This is a genomic window from Bordetella ansorpii (genome assembly GCF_900078315.1).
In the GTDB taxonomy this organism is placed as follows: domain Bacteria; phylum Pseudomonadota; class Gammaproteobacteria; order Burkholderiales; family Burkholderiaceae_B; genus Bordetella; species Bordetella ansorpii.
This window is the reverse complement of sequence record NZ_FKBS01000029.1, coordinates 661326-684453: the sequence shown is the minus strand read 5'-3', so window position 1 is coordinate 684453 and position 23128 is coordinate 661326. Positions and strand designations below refer to the sequence as shown.

20 protein-coding genes are annotated in these 23128 nt (G+C 68.8%); 8 read left to right on the top strand and 12 right to left on the bottom strand.

Going from position 1 to position 23128, the window contains the following annotated elements; genetic code table 11:
• Window positions 1-19 precede the first annotated feature (19 nt).
• Both A7W11_RS24815 and A7W11_RS24810 read left to right on the top strand, forming a co-directional pair.
• The gene (locus A7W11_RS24815) at window positions 20-598 is read left to right on the top strand and encodes an NUDIX domain-containing protein (protein WP_066420452.1); all 579 of its coding nucleotides are present in this window, start codon (window positions 20-22) and stop codon (window positions 596-598) included.
• The gene (locus tag A7W11_RS24810) at window positions 591-1001 is read left to right on the top strand and encodes a 2Fe-2S iron-sulfur cluster-binding protein (RefSeq protein WP_082887470.1); all 411 of its coding nucleotides are present in this window, start codon (window positions 591-593) and stop codon (window positions 999-1001) included. Before A7W11_RS24815 ends, A7W11_RS24810 begins: the two co-directional genes overlap by 8 nt.
• Here the strand turns inward: A7W11_RS24810 and A7W11_RS24805 are convergent.
• Window positions 979-2151 (bottom strand): hypothetical protein, encoded by a 1173-nt coding sequence (locus A7W11_RS24805; protein WP_066420450.1) that lies wholly within the window; start codon window positions 2149-2151, stop codon window positions 979-981. The genes A7W11_RS24810 and A7W11_RS24805 overlap by 23 nt on opposite strands.
• A 77-nt stretch (window positions 2152-2228) precedes the next feature.
• Window positions 2229-2702 (bottom strand): gamma-glutamylcyclotransferase family protein, encoded by a 474-nt coding sequence (locus A7W11_RS24800; RefSeq protein ID WP_066420448.1) that lies wholly within the window; start codon window positions 2700-2702, stop codon window positions 2229-2231.
• A gap of 122 nt (window positions 2703-2824) precedes the next feature.
• Here A7W11_RS24800 and clpB point away from each other — a divergent pair, with 122 nt between their 5' ends.
• Entirely contained in the window at window positions 2825-5425 is a 2601-nt protein-coding gene (gene clpB, locus A7W11_RS24795) for an ATP-dependent chaperone ClpB (RefSeq protein ID WP_066420446.1), read from the top strand.
• A 383-nt stretch (window positions 5426-5808) separates the two neighbouring features.
• Complete coding sequence (crcB, locus tag A7W11_RS24790; protein WP_066420444.1) at window positions 5809-6192, top strand: fluoride efflux transporter CrcB; 384 nt, start codon at window positions 5809-5811, stop codon at window positions 6190-6192.
• Window positions 6193-6245: 53 nt separating this feature from the next.
• Here the strand turns inward: crcB and hpnE are convergent, their stop codons facing one another.
• The 7 genes from hpnE to A7W11_RS24755 all read right to left on the bottom strand — a co-directional run bounded on the left by hpnE (window position 6246) and on the right by A7W11_RS24755 (window position 14147).
• Window positions 6246-7589 (bottom strand): hydroxysqualene dehydroxylase HpnE, encoded by a 1344-nt coding sequence (gene hpnE, locus A7W11_RS24785; protein WP_066420442.1) that lies wholly within the window; start codon window positions 7587-7589, stop codon window positions 6246-6248.
• Window positions 7586-8449, bottom strand: coding sequence for a presqualene diphosphate synthase HpnD (gene hpnD / locus A7W11_RS24780; protein WP_066420439.1), 864 nt, complete (start codon window positions 8447-8449; stop codon window positions 7586-7588). The genes hpnE and hpnD overlap by 4 nt, the downstream gene beginning before the upstream one ends.
• Before the next feature lie 64 nt (window positions 8450-8513).
• On the bottom strand, window positions 8514-9341 hold the full coding sequence (gene hpnC / locus A7W11_RS24775; protein WP_066420437.1) for a squalene synthase HpnC: 828 nt from the start codon (window positions 9339-9341) through the stop codon (window positions 8514-8516).
• Between the two features lie 135 nt (window positions 9342-9476).
• The gene (locus tag A7W11_RS24770; RefSeq protein WP_066420436.1) at window positions 9477-10931 is read right to left on the bottom strand and encodes an N-acyl-D-amino-acid deacylase family protein; all 1455 of its coding nucleotides are present in this window, start codon (window positions 10929-10931) and stop codon (window positions 9477-9479) included.
• A gap of 16 nt (window positions 10932-10947) precedes the next feature.
• Window positions 10948-11937, bottom strand: a complete 990-nt coding sequence (locus A7W11_RS24765) for a Bug family tripartite tricarboxylate transporter substrate binding protein (protein WP_066420434.1) — start codon at window positions 11935-11937, stop codon at window positions 10948-10950.
• Between the two features lie 160 nt (window positions 11938-12097).
• Window positions 12098-13135, bottom strand: a complete 1038-nt coding sequence (locus A7W11_RS24760) for a threonine ammonia-lyase (RefSeq protein WP_066421775.1) — start codon at window positions 13133-13135, stop codon at window positions 12098-12100.
• Between the two features lie 19 nt (window positions 13136-13154).
• Complete coding sequence (locus A7W11_RS24755; RefSeq protein ID WP_066420432.1) at window positions 13155-14147, bottom strand: N-carbamoyl-D-amino-acid hydrolase; 993 nt, start codon at window positions 14145-14147, stop codon at window positions 13155-13157.
• 303 nt (window positions 14148-14450) lie between these two features.
• Here A7W11_RS24755 and A7W11_RS24750 point away from each other — a divergent pair, with 303 nt between their 5' ends.
• From A7W11_RS24750 to A7W11_RS24735, 4 genes are all read left to right on the top strand, one after another.
• Window positions 14451-15416 (top strand): LysR family transcriptional regulator, encoded by a 966-nt coding sequence (locus tag A7W11_RS24750; RefSeq protein ID WP_066421771.1) that lies wholly within the window; start codon window positions 14451-14453, stop codon window positions 15414-15416.
• A gap of 72 nt (window positions 15417-15488) precedes the next feature.
• Window positions 15489-16619: an alanine racemase gene (gene alr, locus A7W11_RS24745; RefSeq protein WP_066420431.1), complete on the top strand. Its 1131-nt coding sequence runs from the start codon at window positions 15489-15491 to the stop codon at window positions 16617-16619.
• A 226-nt stretch (window positions 16620-16845) separates the two neighbouring features.
• Window positions 16846-17562 (top strand): SDR family oxidoreductase, encoded by a 717-nt coding sequence (locus A7W11_RS24740; RefSeq protein ID WP_066420430.1) that lies wholly within the window; start codon window positions 16846-16848, stop codon window positions 17560-17562.
• Between the two features lie 276 nt (window positions 17563-17838).
• A complete protein-coding gene (locus tag A7W11_RS24735) occupies window positions 17839-19473 on the top strand; it encodes an ABC-F family ATP-binding cassette domain-containing protein (RefSeq protein WP_066420429.1) in 1635 nt (544 codons plus the stop codon).
• Between the two features lie 83 nt (window positions 19474-19556).
• Here the strand turns inward: A7W11_RS24735 and A7W11_RS24730 are convergent, their stop codons facing one another.
• The 3 genes from A7W11_RS24730 to A7W11_RS24720 form a co-directional block, all read right to left on the bottom strand.
• Window positions 19557-20585 carry a hypothetical protein gene (locus tag A7W11_RS24730; RefSeq protein WP_066420427.1) on the bottom strand — a complete coding sequence of 343 codons (1029 nt, stop codon included), beginning with the start codon at window positions 20583-20585 and terminating at the stop codon, window positions 19557-19559.
• Window positions 20582-21247 (bottom strand): RNA polymerase sigma factor, encoded by a 666-nt coding sequence (locus A7W11_RS24725; RefSeq protein ID WP_235816965.1) that lies wholly within the window; start codon window positions 21245-21247, stop codon window positions 20582-20584. Before A7W11_RS24725 ends, A7W11_RS24730 begins: the two co-directional genes overlap by 4 nt.
• A gap of 71 nt (window positions 21248-21318) precedes the next feature.
• Complete coding sequence (locus A7W11_RS24720; protein WP_066420426.1) at window positions 21319-23124, bottom strand: vWA domain-containing protein; 1806 nt, start codon at window positions 23122-23124, stop codon at window positions 21319-21321.
• Between the last annotated feature and the right edge of the window lie 4 nt (window positions 23125-23128).

Sequence of the window (23128 nt, the reverse complement as noted above, 5' to 3'; positions counted from 1 at the left end):
TCCCGCCGCCGTACCCGCCATGAGCCAAGACGATACTCACCTCATCGAAACTCGCTTGCAGAGCGAGCTGATCTGCGACGGCAGTTTCCTGAAGGTCCGCCGCGACACGGTGCGCCTGCCCAGCGGGCGCGAGGCCACGCGCGAGTACGTGGTGCACCCGGGCGCGGTGGTCGTCATCCCCATGCTGGACGATGGGCGCGTGCTGGTCGAACGCCAGTTCCGCTATCCCATCGGGCAGGTGATGACCGAATTCCCGGCCGGCAAGCTCGATCCGGGCGAGGATCCCCTTGTGTGCGCCAAGCGCGAACTGTTCGAGGAAACCGGCTATACGGGTGCGCAGTGGGCCCATGCCGGCCACCTGCACCTGGCCATTGCCTATTCCACCGAGATCATCCACATCTTCTTCGCGCGCGGCCTGACGGAGGGGCAGCGGCAACTGGACGAGGACGAGTTCCTGGATGTGGTGGCCGTCGACGTGGACGAACTGGCGCAAGCCTGCCGGCAGGGCCGCGTCACCGACACCAAGACGCTGACCTGCATGCTGTGGCTGCAGAACGTGAGCAGCGGCGCGTGGGCGCTGGAGTGGCGGGATGCGTGACGCGAGCGCTGGCGTGGGCGCGGACTTTCCGACCGAGGATCCGCCTGGCCGGGACGGCGCGCCCGGTTCGGCGCCGGTTTACAGCGTCGAGCTTCGGCCCAGCGGTTGGCGTTATGCCTGTTCGTCCACCAGCACGCTGCTTCAGGCGGCCGCCAAGGCTGGCATCCGTCTGCGCAGTTCCTGCCGCAACGGCACCTGCCGGACCTGCATGTGCATCATGCTCGAAGGCAAGGTGCGGTACGACACCGAATGGCCGGGGGTGGCCTCTGACGAGCAGGCCGAGGGCTGGATCCTGCCGTGCGTGGCCGTGCCGGAAAGCGACGTGGTGCTGTCGGCGCCCAAGGCCAGCGGGTTGGTGCCGCGTCCGCCGTCGAACAATCTTACGGGTGCGCGGCGCGGCTAGGTTCGATTCCCTTGAGCGCGATGCACGAGGCGGCGTTCGGCGCCGAGACGGCCCCCGCGCCCATCAGCGCCTGCACGCCGCAAACCGAACCGTACAGGTCGGCGTCGCCGTGGCCGGCGTTGCCGACCTCGAAGGCACGATGCGTCAGCGGCGCCACGCGCTGGCTGTCGCGCGTGTCGTAGCGCCAGTAATTCAGGCCGCGCGCCAGCCGCGTGGCGCCCTGCGCCTCGGCGCCGCAGGTCTTGTCCAGGCCGGCCTGCTCGGGATTGTTGTCGGCGCTGCCGAACAGATAGGTGACGCTGCGCGCGGCATAGCGGGCGGCCAGGCGGACGCGGTCGGGCTTGCCCAGCGCGGCCGGCAGGTTGTCCAGGCCATAGCGGTACTGGTCGTAGGTGGGGCAGATGCCGCGTTCGTAGCGGGCAAAGCCCCGGCCATCGGCGCGTGCCCGGTCCGGCGTCAGGTACAGGTACGAGTCGGCGCTGGACACCACGTAGGTCATCGCAATGCCTCCCGCGCGCAGGCCTTCATCGACGTTGTTCAGCACGGCGTAGCGCTGCACCATCTGGCCGCCGCTGCCGTGGCCGGCCAGCACGATCTCGTGCAGCAGGGGCAGGCGGCCCTGGGCGGACAGGTCGCGCAGCAGGTCGTCGAGCACCTGGAAGGCGCCCACCGGCCCCGGGCGGCCCCGCAGCGCGGCGCTGGGCTGGCCGTCTTTCCAGTCGCCGCGCCGCCAGGCGGGCAGGCCGCTGAAACCCGCGTCGACGGCGCTGGGAAACTTGGGCGCGAGCACCAGCGTGTCGTCGGCCCGGTCGCGGTTGCCGGCATACAGGTCGGAAGCGGACTCGTAGGCGCGCGCGGCATCGCGCCGGTCGTCGTGCACCACGATCACTACGCGGCGCACGTTGCGCAGCTGCGCGGGCTGGTCCAGCCGGCGGCTGGCATAGATGGGAAAGGGGTAGCGCTTGCTGGCCGCACCGAGCTCGACGCGGCGCCACTTGGGGGCGGCGCGCGGCGGGGGCGGCAGGTGCTCGATGTAGGGATCTTGCGGCAATGGCCGAACGGCCAGCGCGGCGCCGGGCGCCACGGCGGCGGCCAGCACCGCCACCAGCGCCAGCGCGCCCGTGCGGCGCGGTGTGCGCTGGTCATCCATCAGAAAAACCCGCTGCGGCATTGCAATCCCTTGGAAGCGCGGGCCAGCAGGGCCACGGCGGCGGCGCCATTGTAAGCCTACGTCTGGCCGCGAATCGTGTGTCTCGAAGCAACCCGCGTGCCCGCGGGCGGGGCCGCGTCGCGGCTCAGGCGATAGGCCACCCAGTCGTCGGCGTCGATGTCCGGCGCCTGACCGCGAAAGGCGGGGTCGATGGGGTAGTACTGGCAGGCGACGACGCCGCCGGCAGTATCGGCCTGCGTGTCGGCGCGTACGAAACAGCAGGATGCGTGGGGCGTGTATTCCTCGATCTGGTCCATCAGCGCCAGCAGTTCGGGCGTGACCAGGTAGAGCTCGCCCAGGATGGGACGCGCGTCGGCCGCCGCAGGCAGCAGGCCCGGCCAGTCGCCGAAATCGACCAGACGGCCCCGTACGCGGCCCGGACCGGCGTGGCGTGGCGCCGGCAGGCCGGCCCGTTCGGCCGCGCGGGCCAGGTCGTTGATCTCGCCCTGGCGTAGCGTGCCGTAGACGAATACGTATATGCTGGTCTGCATAGGTCGTGCCAGTCGTGTGAGGGGTGCGGGCGCGGGCGGGTATTGAAATCGCCGCGTGCGTCCGCACATTCAGATCATCGGTTCGCCACCGTCGGCGAGCCCCCAAATTGCCAACCGACACCATGCGATTCGACAAACTTACCACCAAGTTTCAGCAAGCGCTGGCTGACGCGCAAAGTCTTGCCGCCCGCAGCGACCATCCCTATATCGAACCCGCCCACGTGCTGGCCGCCCTGCTGGGCGACCCCGACAGCGGCGCCGCCAGCCTGCTGGCGCGCGCCGGCGTGGCCGTCAACCGCGCGCAGTCCGCGCTGGACACCGCGCTGAAGAACCTGCCGCAGGTGCAGGGCGCCGACAACGTGCAGCCCAGCCGCGACCTGCAGGCCATGTTCACGCGCACCGACAAGGAAGCCGCCAAGCGCGGCGACACCTACATCCCCAGCGAACTGTTCCTGCTGGCGCTGGCCGAGGACAAGGGCGATGCCGGCCGCATCCTGCGCGACGCCGGCCTGCAGAAGAAGGCGCTGGAAGCCGCCATCGACGCCGTGCGCGGCGGCGAGAGCGTCTCGGGCGCCGAGGGCGATGCCAACCGCCAGGCCTTGAGCAAGTACACGATGGACCTGACCGAGCGCGCCCGCCAAGGCAAGCTCGATCCGGTGATCGGCCGCGACGACGAGATCCGCCGCACCATCCAGATCCTGCAGCGCCGCACCAAGAACAACCCTGTCCTGATCGGCGAACCCGGCGTGGGCAAGACGGCCATCGTCGAGGGCCTGGCGCAGCGCATTGTCAACGACGAAGTGCCCGAGACCCTGCGCGGCAAGCGCGTGCTGTCGCTCGACCTGGCGGCCCTGCTGGCCGGCGCCAAGTTCCGCGGCGAGTTCGAGGAACGCCTGAAGGCCGTGCTGAAGGAGCTGTCGCAGGACGACGGCCAGAACATCGTCTTCATCGACGAGATCCACACCATGGTGGGCGCGGGCAAGGCCGAAGGCGCCATGGATGCGGGCAACATGCTCAAGCCCGCGCTGGCGCGCGGCGAGCTGCACTGCATCGGCGCGACCACGCTGGACGAGTACCGCAAGTACATCGAGAAGGACGCCGCGCTGGAGCGCCGCTTCCAGAAGGTGCTGGTGGGCGAGCCCGACGTCGAGTCCACTATCGCCATCCTGCGCGGCCTGCAGGAGCGCTATGAAATCCACCACGGCGTCGAGATCACCGATCCCGCCATCGTGGCGGCGGCCGAACTCTCGCACCGCTACATCACCGACCGCTTCCTGCCCGACAAGGCCATCGACCTGATCGACGAGGCCGGTGCGCGCATCCGCATGGAGATCGACTCCAAGCCGGAAGTGATGGACCGCCTGGACCGCCGCATCATCCAGCTCAAGATCGAGCGCGAGGCCGTCAAGCGCGAGACCGACGATGCGTCCAAGCGCCGCCTGGCCGTCATCGAGGAAGAGCTCGAGAAGCTGCAGCGCGAGTACAACGACTACGAGGAAATCTGGAAGGCCGAGAAGGCCGCGGTGCAGGGCACGCAGGCCATCAAGGAAGAGATCGACCGCGTGCGCGCCGAGATGGCCGAGCTGACCCGCAAGGGCCAGTTCGACAAGCTGGCCGAACTGCAATACGGCAAGCTGCCCGAGCTGGAAGCGCGCCTGCAGGCGGCCGACACGGCCGAACAGCAGGACGCCAAGCCCGCGGACGCCAGCCGCCCCCGCCTGCTGCGCACGCAGGTCGGCGCCGAGGAAATCGCCGAGGTCGTCTCGCGCGCCACGGGCATTCCGGTGGCCAAGATGATGCAGGGCGAGCGCGACAAGCTGCTGCACATGGAAGACGTGCTGCACAACCGTGTGGTGGGCCAGGACGAGGCCGTGCGGCTGGTGTCCGACGCCATCCGGCGTTCGCGCGCCGGGCTGGCCGATCCCTCGCGGCCGTACGGCTCGTTCCTGTTCCTGGGTCCCACGGGCGTGGGCAAGACCGAACTGACGCGCGCGCTGGCCGACTTCCTGTTCGACTCGCAGGAGCACATGATCCGCATCGACATGAGCGAGTTCATGGAGAAGCATTCGGTGGCCCGCCTGATCGGCGCGCCGCCGGGATACGTGGGCTACGAAGAGGGCGGCTACCTGACCGAGGCCGTGCGCCGCAAGCCGTACAGCGTGGTGCTGCTGGACGAGGTCGAGAAGGCGCATCCGGACGTGTTCAATGTGCTGCTGCAGGTGCTGGACGACGGCCGCCTGACCGATGGCCAGGGCCGCACGGTGGACTTCCGCAACACGGTCATCGTGATGACGTCCAACCTGGGCTCGCAGCATATCCAGAGCCTGGCGGGCCAGCCTTACGACGTGATCAAGGAAGTGGTGTGGGATGAGCTGAAGCAGACCCTGCGTCCCGAATTCCTGAACCGCATCGACGAGGTCGTCGTGTTCCATGGCCTGGAGGCGCAGCACATCGAGTCCATCGCGCGCATCCAGTTGAAGCGCCTGGCGCAGCGCCTGGAGAAACAGGAGATGCGCCTGGACGTGACCGACGCGGCGTTGGCCGAGCTGGCGCGCGCGGGCTTCGATCCGGTGTTCGGCGCGCGGCCGTTGAAGCGCGCGATCCAGCAGCAGATCGAGAACCCGGTCGCCAAGCTGATCCTGGAAGGCGTGTTCGGGCCACGCGACGTGGTGCCGGTGGATTGGCGGGACGGCAAGTTCGTGTTTACGCGGACGTTGCAGTAAAGGGGGAACGGTCTCTTCGTAGGGCGTTCCATGGGGCCGGGAGGCCGCGCCGGCCAAGTCGTCGGGCTCGGGCGCGCCAGCAGGCGCCCTCGGTCTCGCTGCGCGAGACTGCCCCTCCTCCAATTGGCCGGCGCGGCCTCCCGGCCCCATGGAACTCTCGCCGTTGTGGGTTGGTATGCCCTTGCGGTCTGTTGGGGGAGGGGGAGGGCGACGTCTCAAGAACGAACGACCTTATCCCCAGCAACACTCGCGCCCATCGGTAGAGAAACTGGATCGCTCAGTCGCAGCCCTTCGACACCCCATCGAGGGGCTTCTTGTTTGGGACCGCCGCAGCGGCGCGCTACGATGTGGCTCTTTTCCCATCGCCCCGCGCCTCGCGACCCATGAACGCTCTGCTTCCCTTCAATTTCCTCGCCATCGGCCTGGGCGCCGCGGCGGGCGCCTGGCTGCGCTGGCTGCTGGGAATGCGCTTCAACGTGGCGGGCTGGCCGTGGGGCACGCTGATGGCCAATCTGGCCGGTGGATACCTGATCGGCGTGCTGGTGGCGGTAGTTGCCGCGCACCCCGAATGGCCAGCCTGGGTGCGGCTGGCTGTCATCACGGGATTCCTGGGGGGATTGACCACGTTCTCGACCTTTTCGGCGGAGACGGTGGGCATGCTGCAGCGGGGGGCCTACGTGACCGCGCTGGGCTACGCGGCGTTCAGCCTGATGGGATCGCTGTGCCTGACGGCACTGGGGCTGGCGACGGTGCACGCGCTGCGCTGAGCGCATCGGATCGGCAGCGCCGCCTCGCAAGAATGCATCGCGGCGCGCCGGCCCTACACGTGCGACGTCGGTCCGCCCGCGGCGCCCGCCTGCACCACGCGCGCGGCCTGCAGGCCGCTGCGCACCGCGCCTTCCAGCACGCCGGGGTAGCCGGTATCGGTCCAGTCGCCGGCCAGGGCCAGCGTGCGCCACGGCGTGTGGTTCAGCGGCCGGGCGCGGTTCGGCACGGCGGCGAAGGTGGCGCGCTTCTCGATGAACAGTTCGGCCAGTTCCACGGCCGGCATGGGCGGCAGGCCGGCGGGATGGCGGGCCGCCTGTTCACGGATCTGTTCGACCAGCTTGGCGATGACGGCGGCGCGGTCCGTGTCGGCCAGCCCGACCGCGGCACTGACCACCACGGCCAGTTCCGCGCCCTGACCGGCGCCGGTCAGCCGCGAACGGTCGAACAGCCATTGGCCGGCATGGCCGCGTGCGCTGTCCTCGCGCAGCATCATCATGGGCTCGGGCAGCGGCCAGGGCTGCGCCAGGCGCAGGTTCAGCGTGGCGATCGGCATGTAGTCGAAAGCCTGCAGCGCCTTCAGCAGCGCCTGCGAGCCGGTCTCGCGCAGCGCGTTGCCCAGCAGGCGCGCCGCCACCAGGGGCGGCACGGCCAGCACGGCGGCGTCGAAACGCTCGCCGTTGACGTCCACCCACCGGTCGGACGGATCCAGCTGGCGCACGGTGCTGCCGTAGCGCATCGTGACCTGGCGGGCCGCCGCATCGGGCCACAGCGCGGACAAATCCACACAGGGCAGCAGGATGTCGCTGTCGCGCAGGCCGCCAGCCAGGCTGTCCTTCAGCACGCGCACGAACAGCGCGGCGCTGGCCAGGGCGGGCGGGGTGTTCAGCGCGGCCAGGCACAGGGGCTCCCAGACCAGCCGGATCAGATCGGAGGTCTGCGCGTGATGGCTCAGCAGACGGCCCACCGTCCATTCGGCGGGCACCTGCCAGCCGTCGCGGCGCAGCGCGTTCATCATGCGGATGGCGGCCAGCTTGTCGCGCCAGTGCATGCCGCGCGCGGCCAAGAGCGCCAGCGCGGCATGCCACGGCGCGGGCAGGCGCGCGGCGGACAGGCGGAACGCCCCGTCCAGGCTGGCCAGGCGCAGGGGCCGGCGCATCAGCAGGGCATTGGGGTTGCGGCCCAGGCGGCGCATCAGCGCCAGGGTCTGCGTGTAGGCGCCCAGCAGGATGTGCTGGCCGTTGTCCAGGCCATCGCCGAACTCGGGGTGCACCACGCGGCGCGCGCGGCCGCCCGGCGTGCGGCCGGCTTCGAAGACGGTGACGGTGGCGCCTGCGTCGCGCAGCGCCGCCGCCGCGGCCAGGCCGGCCCAGCCGGCGCCGATGATCGCGGCCTTCATAGCGACAGGCGGCGCACCAGGCCGCGACCGCCGCCGACCCACACTCGCCACGCCAGCATCAGCTTGCGCAGCGGGGTCAGCGAGATGCGCTGGTGCAGCACCTGCCAGTTGTCGCGTTCGATCTCGTCCAGCAGCGCGTAGTAGATCGCCGCCATCATCAGGCCGGGCCGCTGCGCGCGGCGATCGGCCTCGGGCAGGGTGGTCATGGCTTCGCGGTACAGCTGGCGCGCGCGATCGGCCTGGAAGCGCATCAGCGCGGTGAAGCGTTCGGAGTAGACGCCATTGAGGATGTCCGCGGCCTTCACCTCGAACTGCTGCAGTTCGTCGACGGGCAGGTAGATGCGGCCGCGCCGCGCGTCGTCGCCGACGTCGCGGATGATGTTGGTCATCTGGAAGGCCAGCCCCAGCTTGCTGGCGTATTCGAGCGTGCGCGGGTCGGTGTAGCCGAACACGCCGGCCGACAGCTCGCCCACCACGCCGGCCACGTGCCAGCAGTACTTGCGCAGGCCGGGCCAATCCAGGTAGCGGCTCTGGTCCAGGTCCATCTGCATGCCGTCGACCACGGCGATGAGCCGGTCGCGGGTGATGCCACAGGATTCCAGGTGGGGTTGCAGGGCCAGCGTGACGGGATGGTCGGGCTTGCCCGCGAACATCTGGTCGACCTGGGTGCGCCACCAGGCCAGCTTGATGCGGGCCACGGATTCTTCCTTGGCTTCGTCGACCACGTCGTCGACCTCGCGGCAGAAGGCGTACAGGGCCGTGATGGCGCGCCGCCGCTCCGGGGGCAGGAACAGGAAGGCGTAGTAGAAACTGGAGCCGCTCTTGGCGGCTTTTTCCTGGCAGTATTCGTCAGGGGTCATGTCGTTGCTCGCCCGTCTTCCTGCATCTTGCGTCGTTGCCGCACTGGCTGACGGGTGGGGTTGTTCATCTTAGGGCGCGCCACAGCATGACGGCCCAGTCGCGCGCGCCCAGTTCGGGGCGGTTCATGAAGACGTCGTACCGGGCCTGCTCGATGCGTTGCAGGATGCGCAGACCGCCCTGGACCACCAGCCGGAGTTCCAGGCCGATGCGCCCGGGCAGGCGGCGCGGCAACGCAGCCCCGGAGTGTAGCAGTGCCCGTGTGCGTTCCACCTCGAAGGCCATCAGCGCGCGCCATTCGGGTGTCAGGCGGCCGGTGGCGAGGTCCTGTTCCGACACGCCGTGGCGTTGCAGGTCTTCCTGCGGCAGGTAGACGCGCTGCTTGCGCCAGTCCACCCGCACGTCCTGCCAGAAGTTCACCAGTTGCAGGCCGGTGCAGATGGCGTCGGCATCGCGCACGTTCTCGGGCGTGGCGGCGCCGTACAGCGCCAGCATCAGCCGGCCCACGGGGTTGGCCGAGCGCGAGCAGTAGTCCAGCAGCGTGGCGTAGTCGTCGTAGCGCTTGACCTGCACGTCCTGCTCGAAGGCGGACAGCAGGTCGAAGAACGGGGTGATGGGCAACTGGTGGCGCGCAATGGTGGCGGCCAGCGGTTCGAAGATGTGCGCCAGTTCGGGCGCGGGGCGGGTGGGCGCGCCGGGTTCGGCGCCGATGCGATGCAGTTCGGCGCGCAGCGCGCCCAGCTTGGCCAGCCGCTGCTCGTCGGAATCGTCGCCTTCGTCGGCGATGTCGTCGGCGGTGCGCGCGTAGCGGTAGATGTCCGTCACCGCGGGACGCAGGTGACGGGGCAGCAGCAGCGAGGCGACAGGAAAATTCTCGTAGTGATCGACGGCCATACGGGGGTGCGTAGCGAGGGCGTTCGGACCGCTGGAAGGCGGCCCCGCCCGACCGGGCCATTGTAAGGAATGCCGGCGCGCGGTTTGCAGGCTGTCGATACCGCTTGTGTCAGGGTTTGTGCAGATCTCCCAATCCTACTTGCGCCGTTCCGGACGGATCACCGCGCCACTGCGCGAACCCGTGCCCGTCCCCTGATGCCAGGCCAGTTCCCCGTTGACGAACACGGCGTCGATGCCCTGGGCCTGGCGCGTCGGCGACGACCAGGTGGCGGTGTCGGCCACGGTGCCGGCGTCGAAGATCACCAGGTCGGCATGGCAGCCGGCCTGCACCAGGCCGCGCCCCGGCAGCTGGAAATAGGCGGCGGTCTTGCCGCTCATCTTGTGCACGGCCTCTTCCAGCGAGAACAACTGCATGTCGCGGCAGTAATGGCCCAGCACGCGGGGGAAGGTGCCCCACAGGCGCGGATGCGGCGCGGGATCGTGCGGCATGCCGTCCGAGCCGATCATGGTGCCGGGGAAGGCCAGGATGCGTTCGACGTCCCGCTCGTCCATGATGAAGTAGATGGCGCCGGCGGGTTGCAGCCTGTCCACCGCGTCCTCTTCCGACACGCCCATGTCGCGCGCGATGTCGTCCAGGTTCCAGCCGGCGTACTGCGGATAGGGCACCGACTTGCTGACGATGACGCGGCTGGAGACGGCCAGGCGGTCCTTGCGCAGGATGGTCGAGCCGGCCACGTAGGGATAGCAGTCCAGCGCCACGGGCTGCTGCTGCATGGCGTCGGAAATGTGCGCCAGGGTCTGCACCGAGCGGCCGTGGTTGCGCGGACCGATCAGCTTGTGGTGCGACACCAGCACGGGCGCGTCGCCCGCGCGGCCCACGGCGAAGGCCTCGTCCAGCGCCTCGAAAATCTTGTCGCCCTCGTCGCGGATGTGGCTGGCGTACAGCCCGCCGAATTCGCGCAGCACCTCGGCCACCGCGATCAGCTCGTCGGTGGTCGCCGGCATGGCGGTGGGATAGGCCGTGCCGGTGGACAGCCCGATCGCGCCGCTGGCCATGGCCTCGCGCAGCAGTTCCCGCATGCGGGCGATCTCGTCTTCGCGCGCCGGCCGATCCAGGTCGTCCATGGCGGCCACGCGCAGCGAGGTGTGACCCACCAGGCAGGCCGCGTTCACGGCGGGTGGGTTGCGGTCCAGGTTTTCCAGATAAGCGCCGAACGTGGCGAACGGGAAGTTCGCCGTCTCGGTGCCCAGCAGGTTCACGGGCGCCGGCACCTCGTCGCGCCGGCCGGGCAGCCAGGGCGCCTGGCTGATGCCGCAGTTGCCCGTCACCACGGTGGTCACGCCCTGGCTCAGCTTGGCCGGCATCTCCGGGGTCTGGACGAGGTAGCGGTCGTCGTGGGTATGCGAGTCGATGAAGCCGGGGGCGACGATGCGCCCCGTGGCGTCGAAGACGCGGGCGGCATGGGCCTGCGACAGGTCGCCCACCGCGGCGATGCGGCCATCGGCCACGGCCACGTCGGCGCGCACGCGGGGCGCGCCCGAACCGTCGATGACGGTGCCGCCGCGGATGATGAAGTCATAGCTTGTCATGCCACCCTCCTCGATATCAGTCGATGTTGACCTTGGCGTCCTTGATCACCTTCGCCCACACCGGACGTTCCTTGTTGGCGCGGTCGGACAGGTCCTGGCGGGGGCCGACGTGCGGCACGTAGGCCATGGCCTTCAGCTTGTCCTGCACTTCCTGCGAGGACAGGGCCTTGTTCATGGCGCCGTTCAGGAAATCCAGGATCTTCGGATCGGTGCCGGCGGGCGCGACGTAGCCGGTCCAGGCCACGGCCTGGTAGCCCTTCAGGCCCAGTTCGTTCAGCGTCGGCAGGTTCGGCAGGATGGGGTCTCGTTCCGAGCCGGTGACGGCCAGCGGAATGACCTTCTTCTGGTCGATGAAGGACGCGATCGACGAGATGTTCTCGAACACCAGGTCGGCTTCGCCGCGCAGCACGGCCAGGTCGGCCTCGACGCCGCCCTTGTAGGGCACGTGCATCAGGTCGACGCCCGCCATGCTCATGAACATGGCCGCGCTCAGGTGGCCCGTGGTGCCGTTGCCGCCCGAGGCCACGACCAGCTTGCCCGGATCCTTCTTGGCCATGGCGATCAGTGCTTCCACGCTCTTGACGCCCAGGCCGGGACGCACGGCCAGCACGTTCTGCACCGAGCCGGTCAGCGCGACGGGCGTCAGCTGCTTGTCGGCGTCGTACGGCAGTTTCTTGTACAGCGACTGGTTGATCGCCATCGTGGCCACGTTGGCGAAGCCGATGGTGTAGCCGTCGGGGTCGGCGTTGGCGACCGAGGCGGTGCCGATCATGCCCGAGGCGCCCACGCGGTTGAGCACCACGAAGTTGCCGCCGGTGGCCTTGCCCATTTCCGCGGCCAAGAGGCGCGTGACGAGGTCGGGCGTGGTGCCGGTGTTGAAGGGCACCACGATGGTGACGGCGTGTTCGGGGTACTGGGCGTGGGCGGCCTGCGAACCGAGCAGCAGGGCGGCGGGGAGGGCGGCGCGAGACAGCAGGCGCGCAGCGTTCTTGAGCAGCGAGGACATGGTGATTTCCTTCCTTGGACTGTTATAGGAGTACTGAAGATCACGTGGGCAGGCCTGCCTGCCCACGGTACTGCATGCGTTCCGGTTCTGTGCCGGACTCGTTGTTACTGCCGTCTCTCTCGCTGGGTTGCCATGGGTAATGCGGGGCCGCGGTGGCGGCTTATTGCGGTTGCGCCAGCCGGGCCAGCAGCGGCAGGTCGATGTTGCCGCCCGACAGCACCACGACGCTGTCGCGTCCCTGGGTGTCGATGCGGCCGGCCAGCAGCGCGGCCAGCACCACCGCGCCGCCGGGCTCGACCACCAGGCGCAGTTCTTCCAGCGCGTAGCGGATCGCGGCGCCGACTTCTGTGTCGCTGACCGCCACGGCGCCGGCCAGGCAGCGGCCGTTGATGGCGTAGGGCAGTTCGGCGGGCGTGGCGGCCTGCAAGGCGTCGCACAGGGTCTTGGCGTCGGGCGCGTTCTGTTCGCGCTTGCCGCTGGCCAGCGAGCGCACCGTATCGTCGAAGCCCTCGGGCTCGGCGGCGATCAGGCGGGCCTGCGGCGCCAGCGCGCGCACGGCCAGGCTGCAGCCGGCGATCATGCCGCCGCCGCCGCACGGCGTGGCGAACAGGCCCAGGTTGGCCAGGGCGTCGGCGGGCAGGTCCAGCAGCGCTTCCACGGCCAGCGTGCCTTGCGCGGCCAGCACGTCGGGATGGTCGCCGGGCGGCACCAGCGTCGCGCCGGTTTCCGCCAGCAGGCGCATGCCGATCTCTTCGCGGCTTTCCTTGGTGCGGTCGTAGCGCACCACGCGCGCGCCGTAGCGTTCGGCCTTCTCCACCTTGTTCTGCGGCGCGTCGACCGGCATGACGATGGTGGCGGGGATGTCCAGCGTGTGCGCGGCCCAGGCGATGGCCTGGCCGTGGTTGCCCGTGGAATAGGCGACCACGCCGCGCTTGCGGGCGTCGGTGTCCAGGTTCAGCAGCGCGTTGAACGCGCCGCGCGCCTTGAACGAGCCGGTGATCTGCAGGTTCTCCAGCTTCAGCCATACGGGGCCGCCGGCCAGCGCGTCCAGGCGCGGCGAGCGCAAGAGCGGCGTGCGGCGCACATAGGGCGCGATGCGTTGCGCGGCGGCCAGCACGTCGTCGTACGTGGGTACGCGCAGGCGGCCCAGCAGTTCGTGGTCGATGGCGTCGGGCAGGGCGGTCAGGGTCGGATTCATGGCGTTCATCGGCAAGGGATCAGCGGGACGGCGTCCAGACGGCGGGCGGCACGCTGCCGGTCTGCTCGACGATGCGGCCGTAGGCTTCGGGACGGCGGTGCTTCTCGAAGTTGAAGACGGTGGTGCGGCCCAGTTCGCACAGGTCCAGGTTGCAGTCGGCGACGATCAGTTCGTCGTCCCAGGTGGCCGCCAGCGCGATGATCTCGCCCTGCGGGTTCACGATGATCGAGTGGCCGAACAGCTCGTGTCCGTCTTCTTTGCCGGCCTTGGCCACGGCCACGCCGAAGCAGGCGTTCTGGTAGCAGCCGGACTGGATCGCCAGTTGCGAATGCAGCACGCGCAGGTGATGCGCCTCGAAGCCCTTGTTGTCCTGGTTCATGGCGGGCGTGTTGTAGCCCAGCATGACCAGTTCGACCTGCTGCAGGCCCAGCACGCGCCAGGCTTCCGGCCAGCGGCGGTCGTTGCAGATCAGCATGCCCATGTTGACGGGCTGGCTGGCCGCGCCGACCGGCGCCTGCACTACCGGGAAACCCAGGTCGCCCACTTCGAAATAGCGCTTTTCCAGATGCTGCACCGCGCGGTGCGAGGCGTATTCGGCGTGGCCGGGCAGGTGCACCTTGCGGTACTTCAGCACGATCTCGCCCGACGGGGCGATGATCACCGAGGTGTTGAAGCGGCGCTTCTTCACCACGCCCTGCGCATCGGTCTCGTTGATCAGTTCGGCATAGCCCAGGTAGACCGTCAGGCCGTATTTGCGGATGGCGTCGAACAGCGGCTGCGTGGCGGGGCTGGGCAGGCTGGTCTCGTACCAGTGATCGGCCTCGTTCAGATCCTCGTGGTACCAGCGCGGGAAGAACGTGGTCAGCGCCAGTTCGGGGAACACCACGACCTCGGCGCCGCGCTGGTGGGCGCGCTCCAGCAGGCGAAGCATGCGGGGGACGACGACGTCGCGGCCCTCGGCCTTCTGGATCGGGCCAAGCTGCGCGGCGGCAACGGTGATGGTGCGGGACATGACGGCATCCTGTCAGAGGGGGATTCGATGGCTGAAGGATGCGGCGCGGGCGAGGGGAAGTAAATCGTTCCGGGCGGAATTCGGCCGTGTTTTTTCGCCTTGCGAATGTTTTTCAAGTTTTTGATTTAAATGGATATTTGTTGTTGTTGGCGGGTGGGTGCACTGTTTTGGAGCGTGCATTTAGTTATAGGCGCTATGCAAAACAGCATGGCCGGCACTATCCTTTTCGCCACACTGTCCGGCCATCATCCGGACCCCGCGCGATCCCGCCGCGTCTCCATCCGCTCCTATCGCGTTCTTCACATGGCCAGCATTTCCCCGCCCGGCGTCGGCCGGCTCAGCCTGCGGCAGATCGAAGTCTTCCACGCCATCATGGTCACCGGCTCGCTCAGCGAAGCCGGCCGCATGCTGTTCGTCACCCAGCCGGCCATCAGCCGCGTGCTGGCCTCGGCCGAGAACCGCCTGCGCTTCGCGCTGTTCGAGCGCGTCAAGGGCCGGCTGCATCCCACGCCCGAGGCGCGCCGCCTGTTCGCCGAGGCCGAATGCATCTTCGACGGCGTGCATCGCCTGAACGCGCTGGCCGCCAACCTGTCGACCGGGTCCGAGGGCATACTCAGCATCGTCTCCAGCCCCAGCTTCAGCGAATGGCTGATTCCGCTGGTCATCCAGCGTTTCCGCGAGCGCCATCCGGGCACGCAGATCCGCTACCGCCCGCTGGCCTTCGACATGCTGCTGCCGCACGTGCTGCTGGGCCATGCCGATTTCGGCATCGCCTCGATGGCGCCGCCCGCGCATGCCCACGTCGTGTCGGAAGAGATCGGCCACGGCTGGCTGGCCTGCGCCATTCCGCGCGGCCATCCGCTGGCCAGCCTGACCCGCATCCGCGCGGAAGACCTGCGCGGACACCTGCTGATCGGCTACGAGCCCGATACCCCGTTCGGCCGCCTCGCCAGCCGTTTCCTGGATTCGGGCGAGGTGCCGGTCAAGCCCGACATCGAGGTGCGCGCCACGCCCGAAGCCGTGGCGCTGGTGCGGCAGGGCGTGGGCGTGGCGCTGATCGAGTCGTTCGGCTATCACCCCGAGTCGCGCCAGCACTTCGTGCTGCGCCCCATCGAACCCCTGCTGCCGCACAAGATCCAGTTGATCCATGCCGCCAACAGCCCGCTGTCGGCGCCGGCGCGGCGCTTCGTCTCGGCCTTGCGGCACGTGCTCAAGCGCTGGCCCAAGGCGTTCACGGGGGAGCTGGGCGAACCGGCCGGCGATGCCTGAAGGCGTCCCCGAAACCCGGCCGCCCCGGTAAAATCGCGCCTTGCGTGTTTCCTGTTTCCTGGAAGTTCTGCCATGCCGCGTCCCATTTCCGCCTCGGTTTCCGTTTCCGCGCTGCGTCATAACCTGGAGGTCGTGCGCCGCCTGCTCGACCAGGACGCCGAGGGCGCGGGCGCCCCGCCCGCGTCGATCTGGGCCGTCATCAAGGCCAACGCCTATGGCCACGGCATCGAGCGCGCGGTGGCGGGGTTCTCGGCGGCGCAGGGCCTGGCCATGCTGGACCTGGACGAGGCGGTGCGCTGCCGCGAAGCCGGCTGGGGTGGCCCCATCCTGCTGCTGGAAGGCTTCTTCCAACCCGCCGACCTGGAAATCGTCGATCGCTATCACCTGACCAGCACGGTGCACACGCACGAACAGCTCGACATGCTGGCCACCGCCCGGCTGTCGCGCCGTGTCGACGTCATGGTCAAGCTCAACAGCGGCATGAACCGTCTGGGTTTCGCGCCGCACGATTACGCGCAGGCCCATGCGCGCGCCGTGCAACTGCATGCCAAAGGCGTGCTGGGTTCGGTGGGCCGCATGACCCACTTCGCCTGCGCCGATGGTCCCGAGGGCGTGGCGGGCCAGCTCGATGTCTTCGGCCAGGCCACCCGCGGCCTGGCCAACGGACCGGTCAGCGTCTGCAACTCGGCCGCCACGCTGCGCTACCCGGAGATCGCGCGGGGCGATGCCAGCACGCAGCACTGGGTGCGGCCAGGCATCTGCCTGTACGGCGCCTCGCCGTTCGACGACGCGTCCGCCGCCTCGTACGGTCTGCGGCCCGCCATGTCGCTGCGTTCAGAAGTCATCGGCGTGCAGAGCGTGCCGGCTGGCCAGGCCATCGGCTACGGCGCCACCTACCGCACCGAGCAGGCCATGCGCGTGGGCGTGGTGGCCTGCGGCTATGCCGATGGCTATCCGCGCCATGCGGGCACCGGTACGCCCATCACCGTGGCCGGCGTGCCGACGCGCCTCTTGGGCCGCGTCTCGATGGACATGCTGATGGTCGACCTGGGACCGGCCCCGTCTGCCGGCGTGGGATCGCCGGTGGCGTTGTGGGGCGAGGGCGGCCCGTCGGTCGACGACGTAGCCCGCGCGGCCGGCACCATCGGCTACGAATTGCTGTGCGCCGTGGCGCCGCGCGTGCCGCAGACCACGCGGCCCTGACCGATCCGCCTGGGCTGACAGGCCGCCGAACGTCGAGGCCGCAAGGGTCTTATTGACGCGGATTCGATGCGCGACGGGTTACTGTCCCGCGTGGTTGGTGCGCGGGATTGTCACGCAAAGAGCATGACATCCGCCCCGGGCTTGGTGTCTACTGGGCAGATGGCGTGGCGCCGCGCTGGCGCGCGCCGAGGCCGTGAATAATGATCAACGTTAAAGGGTTGCATCCATGAAGGACAAATGCGTGCTGGTGACGGGAGCCACCAAGGGTATAGGCTGGGCACTGTCGCAGCGCCTGACCGACCTGGGCTGCCACGTGGTGGGCATCGCGCGCAATACCGCCGATGTGGATTTTCCGGGCTATCTGTACGCCTGCGACCTGACTGATGCGGGCCGCACGGAAGAAGTGCTGCGCGAGATCCGCGACAAATTCCCGGTTGATGCGGTGGTGAACAACGTGGGCGTGGTGTCGCCGCAGCCGCTGGGCGAGATCGATCTGGCGACGTTGTATCGCGTGCTGGACCTGAATGTGCGTGTGGCCGTGCAGGTCACGCAGGCGTTTGTCGAGTCGATGAAGGTGCGTCGTACGGGGCGTATCGTCAACATCACCAGCCGGGCTATTCATGGTTCGCTGGATCGCACCAGTTATTCGGCCGCGAAGAATGCGTTGGTGGGCTGTACGCGGACTTGGGCGTTGGAATTGGCTGAGTATGGGGTGACGGTCAATGCGGTGGCGCCGGGGCCGATCGAGACGGAATTGTTCCGCGAGAATCATCCGGCGGGTAGTGATGCTGAGAAGCGTACGCTGAGCTCGATTCCCATGAAGCGGCTGGGCACGCCGGCGGAAGTGGCGGCGGCGGTGGCGTTCCTGTTGTCCGACGAAGCCGGCTTCATCACCGGCCAGGTGCTGGGTGTGGATGGCGGCGGGTCGCTGGGCGGGCGGTAAGCCGGAGCTTTCCGGGGCGGCAGCCCCTTTTGATGGTTGATGCGAGGGCGTGTCAGGCCGATGCCTGATGCGCCTTTGTTATTTGCGTCATTGCAGCCGTTGACTGCGTATGACCCCGCGTATGACCCCGCGTATGGCCTGATGCGAACCGCCGCTTACGAATAGCCGGTTCGCCCGTGATCCGGGATACGTTACGGGCTGCCGTCTCCTGAATCGGTTATCCTCTGGTCCGCCGGTTTGCGGCATCACTCCTATGCCCTCGCGGCCCTTCTCTGCATGATCCGGTTTCAGCAAGTCTCGCTGGCAAGAGGCGTCAAGCCCTTGCTGGAAAAAGTCGACCTCATCCTCAACCCCGGCGACAAGATCGGCTTGATCGGCGCCAATGGCGCGGGCAAGTCCAGCCTGTTCGCCCTGCTGCGCGGCGAACTGCACGCCGACCAGGGGGATCTGAGCTACCCGCCGAACTGGCGCGTGGCCTACGTGGCGCAGGAAACGCCGGCGCTGGATCGCTCGGCCATCGACTACGCGATCGACGGCGATGTGGGACTGCGCCGCCTGGAAGCCCGGCTGGCCGAGGTGGAAGCCGCTGCCGATACGCCTGAAAACGGCCTGTTGATCGGCGAGCTGTACGGCGCCCTGGCGGATGCCGACGCCTATACCGTGCGCTCGCGGGCGGAACAACTGCTGACTGGCCTGGGCTTCTCGATGGCGCAGATGGACCAGCCCCTGACCAGCTTTTCGGGTGGCTGGCGGATGCGGCTGAACCTGGCGCAAGCGCTGATGTGCCCGTCTGAACTGCTGCTGCTGGACGAGCCCACCAACCACTTGGATCTGGATGCCATCCTGTGGCTGGAGGACTGGTTGAAGCGTTATCCCGGCACGTTGCTGGTGATTTCGCATGACCGCGATTTCCTCGACGAGGTGGTCAACGTGGTGGTTCACGTGGATGAGCGCAAACTGAAGCGCTATGCGGGCAATTACTCCGCCTTCGAACGCCAGCGCGCCGCGCAACTGGAACTGGCGGCCGGCGCCATGGAAAAGCAGCTGCGCCAACGCGCGCATCTGCAATCGTTCATCAATCGCTTCAAGGCCCAGGCCTCGAAAGCGCGCCAGGCGCAAAGCCGGATCAAGGCGCTGGCGAAGATGGAAGAGTTGGCCCCGTTGCGCGCCGCGGCAGAGTTTTCCTTCGAATTCCGGGAGCCGGACCGCGCCCCCGATCCGCTGCTGCGCATGGACGCCGTCCAGGCCGGTTACCCGGCCGCGGACGAAGGCGGCGCCGACAAGATCGTCATCAGGGACATCAAGTTTTCGCTGCAGGGCGGCCAGCGTATTGGCCTGCTGGGCGTGAACGGAGCGGGCAAGTCCACCTTCATCAAGACCATCGCCGGGGAATTGCAGGCCCTGGGCGGCGAGGCAGTTTTCGGCAAGGGCCTGTCGATCGGGTATTTCGCCCAGCATCAGGTCGAGATGCTGCGCCACGATGAATCGCCCTTGTGGCACATGGTCAAGCTGGCCCCCGGCACGCGCGAACAGGAACTGCGTAATTTCCTGGGCGGTTTCAACTTCGCGGGGGCGATGGCAACCAGCAGCATCGCGCCTTTCTCAGGCGGCGAGAAAGCCCGCCTGGCCTTGGCGCTCATCGTCTGGCAACGGCCCAATCTGCTGTTGCTGGACGAACCGACCAATCACCTGGACCTGGAAACCCGCGAAGCGCTCACCATGGCCCTGGCGCAGTTCGAGGGCACCCTGGTGCTGGTGTCGCACGATCGCCACTTGCTGCGTGCCACCACCGACCAGTTCGTCATCGTGGCCGACGGCAAGGTCGAACCCTTCGACGGTGACCTCAACGACTACCGCGACTGGCTATTCAAGACCAAGCTGAACGCCAAGGCCAACGCGGCCCTGCAATAAAGCGCGTCGCCTGCGGCAATTCGTTGGTGACACACCAACTGGCCGGCTAGCCCTGTACGTGGCTGCCTCGCCGCCGAGAAGCTTCAGCGAGGCGCACCGTCGTTTGGCAGCAGGCCACGCAGATCCCGCGGAATCTCATATTCCGGCCATGCCTGTCGCAGCGCTTGCAGCGCCTGCACGGCTTCCTCGTGCTTGCCTGCCTTCAGCATGGCGCGCACGCGTTCGACCTGCTGCTCGGCGGTGGCTGCCACTTTGCGTGGGGCCAGCGACCGTGTCGTCTTGCGTTCGTCCTGGACGGCTTCGGCGCGCTGGGCATTTTCCGCCTGAGCTTTCTGCATGGCCCGCGCACGGGCGTCATCCGGCGCCTGCATGGCGCCCGCCGCGCTCGAACCGCGCATCGTAGCGGCGTCTGCCTGGGATGCGGCGGATTCCGCTTGCCGGGCGGGCGCGGGGCGAGACGGCGCTGCGGGTCGGGTCGGTTCGGCCGGCACCGCCGGCGCGTCGGGCCGAACCGACTCGGCGGCTTGGGCCGGTGCCGCCTGCCGAGGCGGCGCATAGCTTCCATACGGCGCGGGCGCCAGCGAAGGCGGCGTCAATGGCCGGAACGAGGGCGCCACGGCATCGGGCGTGATGCCCGCACCGGGCTTGGGATCGGGCCTGGGAACGGTTTCTGGTGCGGGCGGCGGCGGTGGCGCCTCACTGCGCCGCATCCGCAATTCAGCCTGCCCCTGAGGTTGCCCGCCACGCTGCAACGCCGCAGGCGGCGCCGGCGCGGGCGCAGGCACCATCTCCTGCAATTGCGGCGGCTGTGCCAGCTCGGCGTTGATTCCCGGCGCGGCAGCCTGCCCGGCCTGGTCCGCCTGCTGCGGCAGATCCGTCATCAAAATCAGCCCACTGGCCAACAACACCGATGCCGCAATCGCCCACCCCGGATGAATCCGGCGCGTCTTGTTCCGCACCCGCTGATCACCCTGCGCCGCCGCATGCGCCTGCGAACGAATACGCGCATCCAGCGCCGCAGGCGGCTCAGCCGCGGGCAGCTTGCCATACAGCGCCCGCAGGTCGCTGTCATCGTCCAGAAAATCGTCATCCGGGGGCAGTGGCGCATTCATGATTCGCTCCTGGCGTTGGCGCCCAGCGCATCGCGGATGCGGCCGACGGCGTAGCGCAGCCGTGACTTCACCGTTTCGCGCGGCGCGCCGGTGATCTGTGCGATGTCTTCCACGCTGAGGTCATGCTCCCATTTCAGCAGCAGCGCCTGGCGCTGCTCGTCGGGCAGTTGTTCGATGGCCAACTGCAGGCCGCGCCGGGCCTGGAATTGCGACACCTGCTGCTCGGGCTGTTCGTGCTCGGGCGCGGGCAGGGCCGCCAGCACCTCGTCGGCATCGTCGACCGTGGCGCGGGATGGCTGGCGGCGATAGAAGTCCACCACCAGATTGTGCGCGATCTGCAGCAGCCAGGTCGAGAAGCGGGCCTCGGGGCGGTAGCGGGCGCGCGCATCGATGACGCGGCTCCAGGTTTCCTGGAACAGATCATCCGCCACCTGGGCATTGCGCGTGCCGCGCAGCAGATAACGATACAGACCGGCGCGATGCCGTGCATACAACGTGTCGAACGCCGCCGTGTCGCCTCGGGCGCCGTAGGCGAGCATCAGCGATTCGTCGTCGGCGTGCGTCGTGTCCATGGCCGGGCAGTGTATCTCCGGATGGAAACCGGCGCATGGCGCCAGGGGCGGACAGGCGGCGGACGACAGGGACTGGACGGCGAACGACATGACGAATCCGATTTTCTTGCGCGGAGCCGTCCAGGGGCGCGAACTCCCGGACGGCTTTCCCGCGCAACCGATCAACGCACGGCCGGGGTGCCCAGCGTGCCGGCCAGTTCGACCAGGTTGGCGAACTCGGCCTGCAGGCCATACGGATCGTTGCCGCGCGCACCGCGGGCCAACGTGGCGATCTGGGCCGGCGTGTAGCCATCCAGATACTTGCCGCCGCGCAGCCACTGGGCAAAGGCCGCCGCCGACGCCGCGCGCTGCAGGCGCACGCTGGGCGCGGCGCTGGCATCGGCCGACACGGCCTGCTCGACCTGCTTGCTCTGGTCCTGGCCCGGCAGCTTGTAGCGCAGGCGCAGATACGCTACTTCCGAGGCGCCGCGCGGCTTCGCGCCGCTGCCCAGCGCCGGCATCTCGCGCCCCTGCGCCGCGCCGTAGCGCAGCGGCTCCACGCGCGATGCCTCCGCGCCCACCGGCGTGATCTCGTAGAGCGCCGTCACGCTGGCGCCCGCGCCGATCTCGCCGGCATCCACGCTGTCGTTGTTGAAGTCCTCGCGCGCCAGGGCGCGCTTCTCGTAGCCGATCAGGCGGTAGTCGGCCACGGCGGCGGGGTTGAATTCCACCTGCACCTTCACGTCGCCCGCGATGGTCAGCAGCGTCGCGCTCAGTTCGCGCGACAGCACCTTGCGCGCCTCGGTCAGGTTGTCCAGATAGTGATAGCTGCCATTGCCGGCGTCGGCCAACTGCATGGCCAGCGCGTCGTTGTAGTTGCCGCTGCCCACGCCCAGCGTGGTCAGCGCGATGCCGCGCTTGCGCTGCGCGCCGATCTTGTCCTTCAGCGCCTGCAGGTCCACCGTGCCCACGTTGAAATCGCCGTCGCTGGCCAGCAGGATGCGGTTCACGCCGTTCTTCACGAAGCCCTGCGCGGCCTGCGCATAGGCCAGGTCCAGGCCCGCCGCGCCGTTGGTCGAGCCGGCGGCGCGCAGCCCGTCGATGGCGGCCAGGATGCTGGCCTTGTCGCGCGCCGGGGTCGAGGGCAGGGCCACGCCCGCAGACCCTGCATACGTCACGATCGCCACGCGGTCCTCGGGACGCAGATTGTTCACCAACTGGCGCAACGCGGCCTTCAGCAGCGGCAGCTTGTTCTTGTCCGCCATCGAGCCCGAGGTGTCGATCAGCAGCACCAGGTTCGAGGCGGGAATGGCCTCGGGCGCCACTTTGTAGCCCTGGATGCCCACCATCAGCAACTGGCGCTTCGGGTTCCACGGCGCGGGCGCCAGTTCGGTGGTGACGGCGAATGGCTGCTCGCGCTTCTCGGGCACGGCGTAGTCATAGTCGAAGTAGTTGATGAAGGCCTCGCTGCGCACGGCATCCTGCGGCGGCAGGCGGCCTTCGTTCAAGAGGCGCCGCACGTTGGAGTACGAGCCGGTGTCCACGTCCACGCCGAAGGTCGACACGGGCTGCTCGGCGGCCAGGTGAACGGGATTGTCCGTGTAGGCGCTGTAGCGTTCGTTGTCCGGTTCGGCGGGCAGCATGTCGGGGACTGCGATGCCGCCGGCGGGGGCGTAGGCCGAGACCGCACTGTCCATCTTCATGCGTTGCGCGGCGCTGGCGGGCATGGGGCTGGGCGGCGGGGGCGCGACGGGTTCGACCAGCGGCTGCCTCGACGCGGCGGGCGAGGCCTGCCGCTCGCGCTGTTCGGGCTGCGCGCCAGCAGAGGGCGTCTGCGCAGCGCCGTGGGACGAGGCTTGCGCGGCGGGCCGCGGCGCCGAGCCCGAAGACGCGCCGCCAGAGGGCAGGCCGGACTGGTTGCAGGCGGCCAGCAGCGCGGCCATCAACGTGGTGCAGACGAAGCGTACGGAGCGGGACGAGACGGTCATGGCG